11 protein-coding genes are annotated in these 14,711 nt (G+C 67.0%); 2 read left to right on the top strand and 9 right to left on the bottom strand.

What is annotated here, in order from left to right; genetic code table 11:
- Positions 1–127 (top strand): integrase core domain-containing protein (locus tag AC5P5R_RS06185; protein ID WP_146257439.1); only part of this gene is annotated, 127 nt, incomplete at its 5' end.
- A 68-nt stretch (positions 128–195) separates the two neighbouring features.
- On the opposite strand, the gene AC5P5R_RS06190 is transcribed toward AC5P5R_RS06185, so the two are convergent.
- From AC5P5R_RS06190 to ligA, 8 genes are all read right to left on the bottom strand, one after another.
- Positions 196–678, bottom strand: coding sequence for an REP-associated tyrosine transposase (locus AC5P5R_RS06190; protein WP_024957222.1), 483 nt, complete (start codon positions 676–678; stop codon positions 196–198).
- A gap of 230 nt (positions 679–908) precedes the next feature.
- On the bottom strand, positions 909–3,437 hold the full coding sequence (locus AC5P5R_RS06195; protein WP_100438733.1) for a membrane-bound PQQ-dependent dehydrogenase, glucose/quinate/shikimate family: 2,529 nt from the start codon (positions 3,435–3,437) through the stop codon (positions 909–911).
- A 130-nt stretch (positions 3,438–3,567) separates the two neighbouring features.
- Positions 3,568–6,282 (bottom strand): DNA gyrase subunit A, encoded by a 2,715-nt coding sequence (gene gyrA, locus AC5P5R_RS06200; protein ID WP_100438734.1) that lies wholly within the window; start codon positions 6,280–6,282, stop codon positions 3,568–3,570.
- Positions 6,283–6,500: 218 nt separating this feature from the next.
- Positions 6,501–7,565, bottom strand: coding sequence for an S-methyl-5-thioribose-1-phosphate isomerase (mtnA, locus tag AC5P5R_RS06205; protein WP_005413901.1), 1,065 nt, complete (start codon positions 7,563–7,565; stop codon positions 6,501–6,503).
- Positions 7,566–7,612: 47 nt separating this feature from the next.
- Positions 7,613–8,341 (bottom strand): DUF3011 domain-containing protein, encoded by a 729-nt coding sequence (locus AC5P5R_RS06210; RefSeq protein ID WP_005413902.1) that lies wholly within the window; start codon positions 8,339–8,341, stop codon positions 7,613–7,615.
- Between the two features lie 138 nt (positions 8,342–8,479).
- Positions 8,480–9,436, bottom strand: coding sequence for an EF-P lysine aminoacylase EpmA (epmA, locus tag AC5P5R_RS06215; RefSeq protein ID WP_164281690.1), 957 nt, complete (start codon positions 9,434–9,436; stop codon positions 8,480–8,482).
- A complete protein-coding gene (locus tag AC5P5R_RS06220) occupies positions 9,433–9,918 on the bottom strand; it encodes a GNAT family N-acetyltransferase (protein ID WP_005413904.1) in 486 nt (161 codons plus the stop codon). Before AC5P5R_RS06220 ends, epmA begins: the two co-directional genes overlap by 4 nt.
- Positions 9,919–9,967: 49 nt before the next feature.
- Complete coding sequence (gene ligA, locus AC5P5R_RS06225; RefSeq protein ID WP_172476292.1) at positions 9,968–12,439, bottom strand: NAD-dependent DNA ligase LigA; 2,472 nt, start codon at positions 12,437–12,439, stop codon at positions 9,968–9,970.
- Between the two features lie 272 nt (positions 12,440–12,711).
- On the opposite strand from ligA, the gene AC5P5R_RS06230 reads away from it, so the two are divergent.
- The gene (locus tag AC5P5R_RS06230) at positions 12,712–13,836 is read left to right on the top strand and encodes a pyridoxal phosphate-dependent aminotransferase (protein WP_111723015.1); all 1,125 of its coding nucleotides are present in this window, start codon (positions 12,712–12,714) and stop codon (positions 13,834–13,836) included.
- 118 nt (positions 13,837–13,954) lie between these two features.
- Here the strand turns inward: AC5P5R_RS06230 and zipA are convergent, their stop codons facing one another.
- A complete protein-coding gene (zipA, locus tag AC5P5R_RS06235; protein WP_005410225.1) occupies positions 13,955–14,695 on the bottom strand; it encodes a cell division protein ZipA in 741 nt (246 codons plus the stop codon).
- Between the last annotated feature and the right edge of the window lie 16 nt (positions 14,696–14,711).

Genomic DNA, 14,711 nt, shown 5'->3' on the forward strand with positions numbered 1-14,711 from the left:
CCAGCGCAATTCCGTGCTGACCCAATGGCTGCACCACTACAACTGGCACCGCCCTCACATGGGGATCGGTGGCCAGCCACCTATTTCCAGAGTCCTGCTGAACAACGTGGTGGGTTTACACAACTAACAGTCGACTCTACCGGGTCGACTCTACCCGGTCGACTCTGCCCGGCCGACTCTGCCCGGTCGGTTCCATCACCAAGCACGTTCGCCTGCCGACTCAAGCTCGCTCAACGGCCAGCGGCACCATCCGTACGGATGGTCACCGATCTGCGCGGCAAGACCGGCTCGAACGGGATTTGCCAGAATGTAGCAAGCGTGCCTGTGCAGCGACGCGTCACTGCGGATCGCATGATCGTGATAACCCGCCTGCCAGATTGCACCCTGGCTCCCTCGCCGCCGGTTGATTAGAAAGCTGCTGCGCGCCTTGAAGCGCTGCACGCAGTAGCCCAGCGAATGGCCACGTAGTTGAGCCAGCCAGTGGATGTGATCCGGCATGATCACCCAGGCAAACGATGCAGTCAGGCCTTCCCGATCCATCGATCCGAGGAGCTGCATGGCAAGGTCGGCATTGGCAGGGCTATCGAAAACACGATGGCGGTTCCGGCACACCATGGTGATGGTGTAGACGTTGCCGACTATGGATCGGCGGCCGGCAAGCAGTTGAGGGCTGGGCATGAGTTCGAGAATGCCCGCCAGGATGGATGCTCGACATCGGTTCACTGCCAACGTCAGGATCAGGGATCATCTTGATGCAGCGTCCGGGGATGTGGAGTCGCCTGGGTAGAGTCGACTGTTAGTCGACTATCGCGCGAAGCGCGGGCTTTCCAGCATGGGAGAGAAGAGCAGTCGACTAACAGTCGACTCTATCCAGTCGGCTCTACCCAGCCGGTTCTACCCCGTCGGCCCTACCTGGGCAACGCAAACGCCATCACGTAATCGCCGTTCGGGGTTTCCATGAAATGGTGGCCGCCAGCCATGATCACCACGTACTGGCGCCCGCCCTGCTCGTACACCATCGGGTTGGCCTGGCCGCCGGCAGGCAGCTTGGCATGCCAAAGCTCCTTGCCGGTCTTCAGATCGATGGCGCGCAGCAGGTCATCGGTGGCGGCGGCGATGAAGATCAGGCCGCTGGCGGTCACTACCGAACCGCCGTTGTTCGGCGTGCCGATCTCGATCGGCAGGCCGGAACGGATGCCGAACGGTCCGTTGCCGCGCGCACTGCCAAACGGTCGGTCCCACAGCAGCTTGCCGGTGCGCAGGTCGATGGCACGGATACCGCCATAGGGCGGCTGCTTGCACAGCAGGCCGGTGAACGGCAGCCGCCAGCCGGCGTTGACCTGGATGGCGTAGGGCGTACCCACCTGCGGGTCGCCCGCGCCTTCGGCACCGCCCTTGTCGAACCGGACCTTCTCGCGCGGCAGCCAGCCCAGCCGGTCGGCCTCCGCGCGTGGCACCAGCCGGTTGTAGTTGGGCATGTCGTTGTAGTTGGCCACGATCACGCCGCGGCGCGTATCGATGGACACGCTGCCCCAGTCCGAGCCGCCGTTGTAGCCGGGGTACTCGATGGAATGTCGCTCGCTGCTCGGCGGCGTGTAGAACCCTTCGTAGTACGCCTTGCGGAACTGGATGCGGCAGACCAGCTGGTCAATCGGGGTGATGCCCCACATGTCACGCTCGGTCAGGTCATGTTCGCGGCGCAGCGTGTGGTACAGCGAAAACAGCTGGGTGGGAGAACGCTGCTCGGGTTCGACGCCGCCGACCGGCACCTTGCGCTCTTCGGCGGCAGTCAGGAGCTGGCCGTTGCGGCGATCGAGGATGTACATGTCACCCTGCTTGGTCGGCAGCAGGATCGCCGGCACCTTGCCCGCCGCCGTCGGGTAGTCGATCAGGCTGGCCTGCGAACCCAGGTCGTAGTCCCACACATCCTTGCGCACCGCCTGGAAATGCCAGACCGGCTTGCCGGTGGCCACGTCGATCGCCACCAGCGAGGTGGAATAGCGGTTCTGGTTTTCCGTGCGCGAGCCGCTCCAGTAGTCGCCCGCGGCATTGCCCAGCGGCAGGTAGACCAGGCCCAGCGCTTCATCACCGGTGGCGGTGGTCCACATGTTGGGCGTGCCGCGCGTGTAGGTCTGCTCGCGCGGCGGCAGGCCGCTGCGCTCGGGCTGGTCCATGTCCCACGCCCAGCGCAGCTTGCCGGTGATGGCGTCGTACGCCTGGATCACGCCCGACGGCGCATCGCGGCGCTGCCCGTCCAGCACCTGGTGGCCGGTCACGATCACGCCGCGCACGATGGCCGGCGGCGAGTTGATCGACACGTAACCCGGTGGCACCTCGCCCATGCCCAGGGTGATGTCGACCTGCCCGTTGTTGCCGAAATTCGCGCAGGGGCGGCCGCTGTCCGCGTCCACCGCGATGATGCGACCGTCCAGCGTGCCTTCAATGATGCGCGCCCAGCACGCCGGTCGACTGCCCGGTGCAGCGCTGCGGGTGACGCTGGGAGGAGGTTCCGGCAACGCCAGATCAGCGGCAACATCGGCCAATGCTGCATCGGCAAGGGTCGGCGTGCTGGGCTGCTCGTAATAGCTCACACCACGACAGGCAGCGGTATAGGGAATCGAGGCATCCTTCACCTTTGGATCGAACCGCCACAGTTCCTTGCCGCTGGCAGCATCAAGCGCGATCAGGCGGTTGCGTGCGGTGCACAGGTACAGGCGGTCGCCGATCTTCAGCGGCGTGGTTTCGGCACCCCAGCGCTTCTTCGGCATATCCCCGGTACGGAACTGCCAGGCCGGTTGCAACGTGGCCACATTGGCCGGGGTGATCTGCTGCAGCGGCGAATAGCGGGTGCCCGCATTGCTGCGGCCCCACGCCGGCCAGTCGCCCTCGGCGGGCTGGTCAGCCGGCTGCAGGCCCGTGGTATCGCGCGTAGGTTCCAGTCCGGCGCTGACTGCGCCTTCCGGGAACGGCAGGTGCCCGTCCACTTCCCCATGCGGGGCAAAGGCCAAGCCGAAGGCGGCCACGAACACCAGCATCAGCACGCCCGCCACGCTGCGCGACAGGCGTTTTGAAACCGGCTCGCGAAGCGTCGGCGCCAGCAGCGCCAGCACGATGCCCAGCGCCGTCACCAGCCCGAGCCGCGGTACCCAGCGCCAGTAGTCGCTGCCCGATTCCCACCAGGTCCACAGCAGCGTGCCGATGAACACCAGCGCATACAGCAGCGCGCCGCTGCGGCGGTTGCCGAACAACAGGATTCCGCTGGCCAGCAGGCCGAGCCCGGCGATGGCGTAGTACGCCGAGCCGCCAAGGCTGAGCAGCCACGCACCGAGGCCACCGATGACCAGGCCGAGCACGACCAGCAGCAGCGACAGCGCGGTGACGAGGGGATGCCGGGAGGCGCGGACGGGAGCAGGAGCGGACTGCGGCGTGGCGGACATCGTCGATCTCCGGGGGCAGCATGCGCCGTTATCCCACCGCCTGCGTGAAGCGCGCGCGTATGCGTGGCACCCGGATACGACGACGCCGGCACAGGGCCGGCGTCGTCGGTACCTCAGGCTCGCGGCAGGATCACTCCTGCGCGGCGTCCTCGCTGCTGGCAGCAGCCGGTGCGCCGTCGGTCGTGGCCGGGGCGGCGGCAGCCACCTCGTCCTCGTCCTCGTCGATCGAGGCATCCATGCGCTCCACCGCCTGCAGCTTCTCGTCCTTGGAGAGGCGGATCAGGGTCACGCCCTGGGTGTTGCGGCCGACGCGGCTGATTTCCGAGCCACGCGTACGCACCAGGGTGCCACCATCGGAGATCAGCAGGACTTCGTCGTTGGAGCCCATCAGCACCGCGGCGACCAGCTTGCCATTGCGCTCGGTGGTCTGGATGCCGATCACGCCCTGGGTGCCACGGCCCTTGCGCGGATAGTCCGGCAGCGGGGTGCGCTTGCCATAGCCGTTTTCGGTGGCGGTCAGGATGTACTGAACGCTGGCGTCGTCGGCACCATCGATCACCGCATCGCCATTGGCGGCGGCTTCCTCGACACCGTTGTCGTCCTCGTTCTCGTCCTCGATGCCACCGGCACTTTCGGCCACGATCAGGCTGACCACTTCCTCGCCGGCCGGCATCTTGATGCCCCGCACGCCGGTGGCGGTACGGCCCATCGAGCGGACCTTGTCCTCGCCGAAACGCACGGTCTTGCCGTTGGAGGCGAACAGCAGGATGTCGCGCTGGCCGTCGGTCAGGCCGACGCCGACCAGCGCGTCGCCCTCATCGAGGTTGATCGCGATCTTGCCGCGCGCCAGACGGAAGGCGAACTCACCCAGCGGGGTCTTCTTGACCGTACCGTTCTTGGTGGCGAAGAACACGAACTGGCCATCGGCGTAATCGCGCACCGGCAGTACGGCCTGCACGCGTTCACCCGGTTCCAGCGGGATCCAGTTGATGATCGGACGGCCGCGGGCGTTGGAGCCCGCTTCCGGCAGCTGGTAGACCGGCAGCCAGAACACCTTGCCCGAACTGGTGAAGGTCAGCAGCGTGTCATGCGTGTTGACCAGCCACAGCTGTTCGATGAAATCCTCTTCCTTGGTCGCCGCCGCACTACGGCCACGACCACCACGGCGCTGCGCGCGGTACACGCTCACCGGCTGGCGCTTCACGTAGCCGGCATGCGACACGGTGACCACCACGTCTTCCGGCGCGATCAGGTCGAGGATGTCCAGGTCTTCTTCGCTGTGGCGGATCTCGGTACGACGCTCGTCGCCGAATTCGGCCTTCACACTGACCAGCTCTTCGCGGATCACCTGCAGCAGGCGGTCGGGATCTTCCAGGATGTGGATCAGCCCGGCGATCACTTCCAGCAGCTGCTTGTACTCATCGGTCAGGCGGTCCTGCTCCAGCCCGGTCAGGCGGTGCAGGCGCATTTCCAGGATCTGGGTGGCCTGGATCTCGGTCAGCTGGTAGCCGCCCTCGATCAGGCCCACGCCCTTGGGCAGGTCTTCCGGGCGCGAGGCTTCGGCGCCGGCGGCACCCAGCATCGCACCGACCAGGCCCGGCTCCCACACGCGTGCCAGCATGCGCTCGCGTGCTTCGTTCGGGTTCGGCGAGGTCTTGATCAGTTCGATCATCTCGTCGATGTTGGCCAGCGCGACGGTCAGGCCTTCCAGCACGTGGGCACGGGCGCGCGCCTTGCGCAGCTCGAACACGGTACGGCGGGTGACCACTTCGCGACGGTGGCGGACGAACGCCTCCAGCATCTGCTTGAGGTTCATCAACTGCGGGCGGCCATCGACCAGCGCCACCATGTTGATGCCGAACACAGATTCCATCTGCGTCTGCTGGTACAGGTTGTTCAGCACAACCTCGGCAGATTCACCGCGCTTGATCTCGATGTAGATGCGCATGCCGTCCTTGTCGGACTCATCGCGCAGCTCGCTGATGCCTTCGATCTTCTTTTCCTTGACCAGCTCGGCGATCTTCTCGATCAGACGCGCCTTGTTCACCTGGTAAGGAATTTCAGTGACGATGATCGATTCGCGGCCGTTGTCGGCCACTTCGATATCGGCCTTGGCACGGATGCGCACGCGGCCACGGCCGGTGCGGTAGCCGGCGACGATGCCGGCGGTGCCGTTGATGATGCCGGCGGTCGGGAAATCCGGGCCCGGGATGTACTCCATCAGGCCGTCGACGTCGATGTCCGGGTTGTCGATCAGCGCGATGCAGGCGTTGATCGATTCGCTCAGGTTGTGCGGCGGGATGTTGGTCGCCATGCCCACCGCGATACCGGCCGAACCGTTGACCAGCAGGTTCGGGAACCGGGTCGGCATGACCGTCGGCTCCAGTTCCTTTTCGTCGTAGTTGGGCTGGAAATCGACGGTTTCCTTGTCGATGTCCGCCATCAGCTCATGCGCCAGGCGCGACATGCGCGCTTCGGTGTATCGCATTGCCGCGGCGGAGTCGCCATCGATGGAGCCGAAGTTACCCTGGCCATCAACCAGCATGTAACGCAGCGAGAACGGCTGTGCCAGGCGCACCAGCGTGTCGTACACCGACTGATCGCCATGCGGGTGGTACTTACCGATGACGTCACCGACGATACGCGCCGACTTGAAGTAGGGCTTGTTGCTGTGCGCGTTGAGTTCATTCATCGCGAACAGCACGCGGCGATGCACCGGCTTGAGGCCGTCGCGCGCATCCGGGAGCGCGCGGCCCACGATCACGCTCATGGCGTAATCGAGGTAGCTCTTGCGCATCTCGTCTTCCAGGTTGACCTGGATGATTTCCTTGGCGGTTTCTGCCATTCGGGTTCCGTTGTCTGGTAGCGGTCCAGTCCGGCGCAGCCCCCTGCGGGAGGGGGTCGTGCCGGAACCTCGATTCAACCTGCGGATATTACCACAACAGGCCGTTTTCCGCCTCCCTTTACGGGTATTTTACCTGCACAAATCAGGAACTTAGGGGGTTGCCGGCCCGCGGCCGGCACCACCGGGGGCGGAGGTCACGCGGCCCCTCCCCCCGCGCGTCAGCCGCCGAAGGCGGCGCGCATGTTCTCCGGGGTCGGGTTCAGGATCACGCCGCGCTCGGTCACGATGGCGTCGATCAGCTCACCCGGGGTGACGTCGAACACCGGGTTCCAGGCAGCGATGCCCTCTGCCACCGTGCGGGTGCCGCCCACGCCGTACAGCTCGCCCGGATCGCGCTGCTCGATCTCGATCTGGCTGCCGTCCACAGTCTCCATGTCCACCGTCGAGGACGGCGCCACGACCATGAACTTCACGCCGTGATGGCGGGCGGCGATGGCCAGCTGATAGGTCCCGATCTTGTTGGCGGTATCGCCGTTGGCGCAGATGCGGTCGGCACCGACGATCACCCACTGCACAGCGCCGGTCTTCATCAGGTGCGAGGCGGCCGAATCGGCGATCAGCGTGGCGTCAATGCCATCCTGCTGCAGCTCCCACACGGTCAGGCGCGCGCCCTGCAGCCACGGACGGGTCTCGCCAGCGAACACGCGGGCAATGCGGTGCTGGGCCATGCCGGCGCGGATCACGCCCAGCGCGGTGCCGAAGCCGGCGGTGGCCAGCGAGCCGGTGTTGCAGTGGGTCAGCACGCCGCTGCCGGCTTCGATCAGGCCCGCGCCCAGCGCGCCCATGTGGCGATTGGCGGCCAGGTCCTCCTCCGCAATGGCCTGCGCTTCCGCCTCCAGCTTCGCCTTCCAGTCAGCACCGGCGGCATTCAGGCAACGGCGCATGCGCGCCAGCGCCCAGGCCAGGTTGACGGCGGTCGGACGCGAAGCGTTCAGACGCTGCAGCGCCGGTTCCAGCTGCTGCAGCGCGTGCGCACCGTCTGCGGCCTGCACGTCACGTGCGGCCAGCACCACGCCCCAGGCGGCGGCGATGCCGATGGCCGGCGCACCGCGCACGGTCAACGCGTGGATGGCTGCAGCCACTTCGTCACTGTCATGGCAGACCACATGCTCGACCACGAACGGCAGCTTGCGCTGGTCCAGCAGTTGCAGGGCATCGCCGGTCCACAGGATCGGACGGATATGGTCGTAACGGGCGTAGTCGATGTCGGAGGCAGTGTTCATGGGCCCATTGTAGGGCCACGCCCCCCGGGGTTGGAGCCCGCCCGGGCTCAATTCACCGAGAACTCGGCGCGGCAGCCACCGTCCACCCAGATGCCGTTGCGGCTCCAGCCCCAGGTACTGCCTTCCTCGCACGGCGTGCTGGACAGCTGCTCGGAGACGGCGGCACCGACCGAGATGCTGGCGCCGCAGAAACGGCGCTTCTTCGACTTCGATTCACAGGTCAGCCGGCGTGGTACGTCAACGAATCGGCCGTCCTCGTCAGCCACTTCGAAATCCCCCTGGCAACCGCGGCTGGTCCAGACTTCATTGCGCTTGTAGCCCCAGCCCTGCCCTTCGCGGCATGGCAGCGCCGACAGCTGGCGCAGCAGGCGTACTGGCGCGCCATCCAGGCGCACCGGGCAGCTCTGCGGGCGACCATTGGATTCACAACGCACCACGCGACGGACCAGGCGCTTGCCCTCGCTTGCTACCGGCGCAGCACCCGCAGCGCGGCGTGCGCGGAACTCGGCGCGGCAGCCCAGCGTGACCCACACGCCACTGCGGTCGGTGCCCCATTCGCTGCCACGGATACAGCTGCTGTTGGAAAGCTGGCGCACCAGGTCGACGCCGTTGCTGACATCGATATCGCAATGCACCCAGCCCATGTCGCGTGATTCGCAGGTCACCACTTCACCGTCGTAGCCGGCCTGCTGGGCAGATGCCGATGACGGCAACCAGGCACCCCAGAGCGCGATGGAGTAAACCGGTGCAGCGACAACCGCAAACCACTTGACCAAAGCCTTCCCCAGCAGGAATGGATGAACTGCGTGCCAGTGTCCGGCATCTGCCGTGATAAGAGCATCATCCTGCTTACCGAAGCAAGCGCGGAATCGCGGAATTCCGTTCAGTCTTTGACGTTCAGGAACGCAGGTCGCTCATGCGTGGGCAAAGTCGTAGGCCAGCACGTCGGCGATGCGCGGCGTGCGGTTCATCGCCATCAGGAGGCGATCGACCCCCACCGCCACGCCCGCGCACGCCGGCATCGATGGCAGCGCGGCCAGCAGCGCCTCGTCCAGCGCCGGCTGCACCTGGCCACGTTCATGGCGTCGCTGCAGGTCACGCTGGAAGCGCGCGCGCTGCTCGTGGGCGTCGTTCAGTTCGTGATAGCCGTTGGCCAGCTCCACCGCGCCCAGGTACAACTCGAAACGCTCGGCCAGGGGTGGTGTACCGGCACGGATGCGCGCAAGCGCCGCCTGGCTGGCCGGCCAGTCATGGACTACGGTCATCACTGTGTCATCAAACTGCGGCTGGATGCGATGGGTCATCAACAGGTCCAGCCAGTCGTCGCGGGTCAAACCGACCGGATCGATGTGCACATCACCCAGCGCGGCCCGCAATGCAGCCTCATCGGCCTTGAACGGGTCAACGCCCACATGCTGCTCGAACAGCTCGCGGTAGCTCAGCACGCGCAGGGTCGCACTGCGCCCGACCAGCGCCAGCGCCTGGCCGACCAGTTCGGCGGTCTCCTGCACCAGGCGATGATGATCCCAGCCAACCCGGTACCACTCCAGCATGGTGAATTCCGGGTTGTGGCGGCCGCCCGCCTCGCCATTGCGGAACACCCGGCCCAGTTCGTAACAGTCACCCACGCCCGCCGCCAACAGGCGCTTGAGCGGATACTCCGGCGAGGTGCGCAGCCAGCGGCGGCGTCCGCCAGCATCGACATGGCCGGTGAAATCGGTATGGAAGCTGTCGATGTTCGGCTCGGTGTTGCCGGCTACCGACAGGATCGGCGTTTCCACTTCCAGCACATCGCGTTCGGCGAAGAAGCGGCGGACCAGCGCATTGAGCGCGGCGCGCTGCTGCAGCGCGCGCAGCAGGGCCTCGCTCACAGGATGCCCTCCGGGCGCGGGTGGTCCAGCGGCAGGGTCAGCAGATCGCGGGTGTCATCAATGTAACCGCTCGCCAGATAGAGGCGACGGGCCAGCTCGTTGTGGTGGTTCACTTCCAGGCGCAGGCGGCTTACGCCGCGGCCCCGTGCCCGCTGTTCGCAGATGGCCAGCGCCTGCTTGCCGCGGCCGCGACCACGCGCACGATGGCTCAGGTACAGCTCGTCCAGCAGCATGAAGTGGCCGCCCTGCTCCAGGCTGAAGCCCATCGCGATCACTGCGTAGCCGACCACCTCGGCCGCCTCGTCCAGCCACAGCAGCACTTCGCCGTTGCGTGGGTCGGCCAGCAGCGCATCCACGCCGCGACGCACGCGCGCGTCGTCGAAGTCGATCCTGTCTTCGGCATAGAACTCGCGCATCAACGCGATCAACAGTTCTTCGTCGGCACGGGTGGCCAGGCGGAAATCCAGTGGGGCAGTCTGCATCGGTGTTCCTTTGTGCTTCATGCCGGGTGCCGGGCACCCGGCGGCGTCATCATTCGTGTTCGGCAAGATAGGCCAGCAGGCGGTCCTCATCCCACACCGGCACGCCCAGCGACTGTGCCTTGTCCAGCTTGGAGCCGGCCTCGGTACCGGCCACCACGAAGCTGGTCTTCTTCGACACACTGCCGGAGACCTTGGCACCCAGCGCTTCCAGGCGTTCCTTGGCGGCATCGCGGGTGAGCTGGGCCAGGGTGCCGGTCAGCACCACGGTCTGCCCATCCAGCGGACCCGCCACGATCTCGGCCAGCGCCGGCGCCTTGGCCAGGATCTCTCGCATCGCGTTCTCGGCGGCCAACAGCATCGCACCGTGGCCATCAGCGTCCAGCCATTCGGCCAGACCGCGCGCGGTGTCATCGGGCAGGCCGGCGTTGACGAACTGGCCATGCTCGGCATCGAGCACCGCCTGTGCGCCGGGAAGCGCAGCCACCAGCTTTTCGGCGCGCAGGCGGGTGATGCCGGGGATCTCCGACTCAACCAGCAACTGCGCCAGATCCAGCCCGTCGCGCAGCTTGGCACTGGGCGCATGCACGTCGCTGATACGCACCTGGCCGACCTGCAGCAGGTCATCGATGGCCTGCTGGTTGCCCTGCTGCTCGAAGAAGTGGCCAAGCGAACGCGCCACTTCGCCACCGATGTCCGGCACACGCTTGAACAACGGCCACGGCAGGTGACGGATCAGCTCCAGGTCACCGAACCACTGCGCCAGCGCCTTGGCGGTACTTTCGCCCACATGCTCGATGCCGAGCGCGAACAGCAGGCGCTCCAGCGTGGCCGCACGACTGGCGTCGATCGCCGCGATCAGGTTGTCGGCCCACTTGGTGGCGATCTTCTTCGTGTTCCATTCGAAGCTGGCCGGCTGCGCCAGCGCCTGCGCGCGCCAGCCCGGATCGTTGCCGTCCAGCTTGAGCACCGCATTGAGCACCGCACCACTGCCCTCGGCGGGAAGGTGCAGCTTCAGCGCCGCTGCCAGCGCCGACGGCTCCTCGGCGTCCAGCACTAGCTTCAGGTGCAGCAGCGTATCGCGGCTGAGCCGGTACAGGTCGGCCACGCTCTTGACGATGCCCGCGTCCACCAGGGTTTCGATGTACTTGTCGCCGAGACCGTCGATGTCCATGGCGCGGCGCGAGGCGAAATGGGCAATGGCTTCCTTGCGCTGCGCCGGGCAGGACAGTTCGCCCGAACAACGCCACGCCGCCGCCCCCTCCTCACGCACGATCTCCGAGCCGCACACCGGGCAGCGCGTCGGCATCTGCCACGGCGTGGTGCCCTGCGGGCGGCGGTCGAGAATGACGCTGACCACCTCGGGAATCACGTCGCCAGCGCGGCGCACGATCACGCTGTCGCCGACGCGCACATCGAGGCGCGCGATCTGGTCGGCGTTGTGCAGGGTGGCGTTGGACACGATCACGCCAGCCACAGCCACCGGCGCCAGTCGCGCGACCGGCGTGGCAGCACCGGTGCGGCCGATCTGAATCTCGATCGCCTCCACCGTGGTGCTCTGTTCCTGCGCGGGGAACTTGTGCGCGATGGCCCATCGCGGCGCACGGGAGACGAAGCCCATCGCCTGCTGACCCGCACGGTCATCCAGCTTGTAGACCACGCCATCGATATCAAACGGCAGGCCGTCGCGGCGTTCACCGATAGTGCGGTAGTAACCGAGCAGGCCGTCGGTGCCCTCCACCACTTTGCACAGCTCACTGACCGGGAAGCCCCAGGCGCCGAGCTGGGCCAGGGTGCCCGAATGGGTGTCCGGCAGCTCGCCGCCCTGCACTTCGCCGGTGCCGTAGGCGAAGAAACTCAGCCTGCGCTGCGCACTGATCTTCGGGTCGAGCTGGCGCAGCGAACCGGCCGCCGCGTTGCGCGGATTGGCCAGCACCTTGCCGCCCTGCAGGCGCGCACGTTCGTTGTAGGCCTCGAAGTCGGCGCGGGCCATGTAGACCTCGCCGCGCACCTCCAGCACATCCGGCCAGTCCTTGCCGTGCAGGCGCTTGGGAATGTCACCGATTTCGCGCAGGTTGGCGGTCACGTCCTCGCCGGTACTGCCATCGCCACGGGTCGCGCCGAGCACGAATTGGCCATCCTCGTAGCGCAGGCTGATCGCCAGGCCGTCCATCTTCGGCTCGGCCGAGAACCGCAGGCTGCGACGCCCCAGGCGCTCATCGATGCGGCGCACGAAATCGGCCACTTCCTCGTCGCTGAAGGCATTGGACAGCGACAACATCGGTACCGCATGGCGCACTTCCGGGAAGCGGCCGGAGGGGCGCGCACCGACCTGCTGGGTCGGGCTGTCGGCACGGGCCAGTTCCGGGTGCTCACGCTCCAGCGCTTCCAGCTCGCGCACCATCCGGTCGTAGTCGACGTCGGGGATCTCCGGCGCGTCCAGCTCGTGATAGGCGCGGTTGGCCTGGGCGATCTGCCGGCGAAGGTCTTCGGCGCGTTCGGCGGGGCTGGGGCTCATCGGGATCCGGTGGTTCTGGGATGGCCGGGGATTCTACCGCGCCCAGCCGTCAGGCCCTGTAACGCCTCCGCCTTTGCAGCGTCGAGCGTGCTCGACGGGCGCTTCCCGCTCCGGTGCCAACCTTCTCTCTCATTCCGATAGGTGCCAACCTTCTCCCTCGTTCCGGTAGGTGCCAACCTTGGTTGGCACATCTGCATGGCGCGACGCCCCAAAAAGCAGCTTGCCGCCCACCCTCGCCGGCGCTAGCGTGCGACGGTCTGCCCTTCGGAATCCTGCCCGTGACCCTGCCTGCTTCCCGTCGACGCTTCCTGCAACTGGCCGGAGCCGGCCTCGCCGTCGCCGGCAGCGGGCTGCCGCGGCCCGGCCATGCCCAACCCGCGACAGCCGTCGCCCCCGCCCCCGCCGAAGGTGCGGTGCTGCTGAATTTCAACGAATGCCCCTACGGCCCCTCGCCCGCTGCCCAGCAGGCCGCGCGCGACAGCATCGCCGGTTGCGGCCGCTACCGTTTCGCACTGGCCGGACAGGTGCGCGACGCCTTCATCGAACAGGCCCGCATTCCGGCTGATCACGTGCGGCTCTATCCGGGCTCCAGCGAACCGCTGAACCGGGCCGCCGTGCTGTGGACCGGCCCTCAGGCGGGACTGGTGGTGGCCGACCCGACGTTCGAGACGCTGGGCGAGGTCGCCGCCGCACACGGCGCATACGTGCAGAAGGTGCCGCTGCGCAACGATGGCGCACATGACCTGCGCGCGATGGTGGCCGCCGCACACGCGCGCTCGACCGGCCTGCTGTATGTGTGCAACCCGAACAACCCGACCGGCTCGATCAGCCCGCCGGATGAGCTCGCCTGGCTGCTGGCCCACAAGCCTGCGTCCACCCGCGTACTGGTCGACGAGGCCTACCTGCAGTACAGCGAGCAGCCGAGTCTGATCGCGCAGGTGGCGCAGCGCGATGACCTGATCGTGTTGCGCACGTTCTCCAAGCTTTATGGCATGGCCGGCCTGCGCCTGGGCGTGGCGGCCGCGCATCCCGACCGCCTGCGCGAACTGGCCAGCCTGGGCGACAACCCGCTACCCGTGCCAGCACTGGCCGCGGCACTGGCCAGCCTGCAGGATCCTCAGTTGATCGCGCAGCGGCGCCTGCAAAATGCCAAGGTGCGGCAGGCCACCATCGGGTGGCTGGGCAAGCGTGGTTTCAGCTGCGTGCCGTCGGAAGCGAACTGCTTCGTGGTGGATGTGCAGCGCGACGGTGCCGCCTTTGCCAAGGCGATGGCAGACAACGGCGTGATCATTGGCCGCAGCTGGCCGATCTGGCCGCAGCGCGTGCGCGTGACCGTCGGCACCGAAGATGAAATGGCCGCGTTCCGCAGGGCATTTGCCAAGGTCGCCGGCGTACCGGCCTAACCCTGTTGGTGGGGGCGAACCTTGGTTCGCCCCATCCACGCATGGCGTGGATCTACTGTTGTGGGTGCCGACCGCTGGTCGGGGTGGGTGCCGACCGTTGGTCGGCACACCATGGCGCTCACCAGCGCGGGGTCTTGGTCAGCGGCGGCGCCTGGTGCTGGCGATCATAGGCACGCAGTTCGTCACGGATGTGCGCGATGCGCTGCCGGCCGAGAGCGTTGCGGCTGTCGTCCAGCACCACGCCGTCGAGCAGCTCGGCCATGCGCTGCACGGTGGGCAGCATCTTCTCCCAGGCATCCAGCGCGGTCAGCGGCGCCGGCAGGGTCAGGAAGAAGGCGATGGCCGGGGTCTCCATGGCGCGGATGTTGGCCATGTCGAAGCTGCCCGGCTTCATGATGCTGGCCATCGAGAAGATCGGGCCGCGCTCGGGGTGGCCTTCCACCAGGCGGTGGAACACGTTCATGTGGCCGAACACCAGGCCGGTCTTCTCCGCCGCCACCACGATGTCTTCACCACGCAGCTGTTCGCCGGCGCGAGCGGCCACGAACAGCGACACGATCTTGTCGAAGTCCTGGGTGGCGCGCTTGCCAAGGTCGCTGGCCGCGCCGGCGTCGGTGTCGGCCAGGCCAAGCTCGGCCTGCTCGCCTTCCGAGCCCATGCCCGGCTCTACGCGGCCATCGGCCACAGTGACGCCATCATCGCCCAGCACCGGCTCGCGACGCTCGCCGCCGGTCGGTTCCGCGCTTTCCACGCGACGCCCCTGGGGCTTCTTCTTCGGACGGCCAAACAGGAAGATCGCAGCGATCAACAGCAGGCCGGCGGCCAGGATGCCGATGCGCAACAGTGCCGTGTCGGACATTCGATAGGTTCTCCGG

The sequence above is a fragment of the Stenotrophomonas sp. YJH_SMC_19 genome (assembly GCF_059367915.1).

What these genes read in the sequence shown, in the direction of transcription:
- AC5P5R_RS06220 (WP_005413904.1), bottom strand. Translation starts at nt 9,918, where the DNA reads ATGCAGACTGCCCCACTGGATTTCCGCCTGGCCACCCGTGCCGACGAA.
- zipA (WP_005410225.1), bottom strand. Translation starts at nt 14,695, where the DNA reads ATGTCCGACACGGCACTGTTGCGCATCGGCATCCTGGCCGCCGGCCTG.
- AC5P5R_RS06195 (WP_100438733.1), bottom strand. Translation starts at nt 3,437, where the DNA reads ATGTCCGCCACGCCGCAGTCCGCTCCTGCTCCCGTCCGCGCCTCCCGG.
- mtnA (WP_005413901.1), bottom strand. Translation starts at nt 7,565, where the DNA reads ATGAACACTGCCTCCGACATCGACTACGCCCGTTACGACCATATCCGT.
- gyrA (WP_100438734.1), bottom strand. Translation starts at nt 6,282, where the DNA reads ATGGCAGAAACCGCCAAGGAAATCATCCAGGTCAACCTGGAAGACGAG.
- AC5P5R_RS06190 (WP_024957222.1), bottom strand. Translation starts at nt 678, where the DNA reads ATGCCCAGCCCTCAACTGCTTGCCGGCCGCCGATCCATAGTCGGCAAC.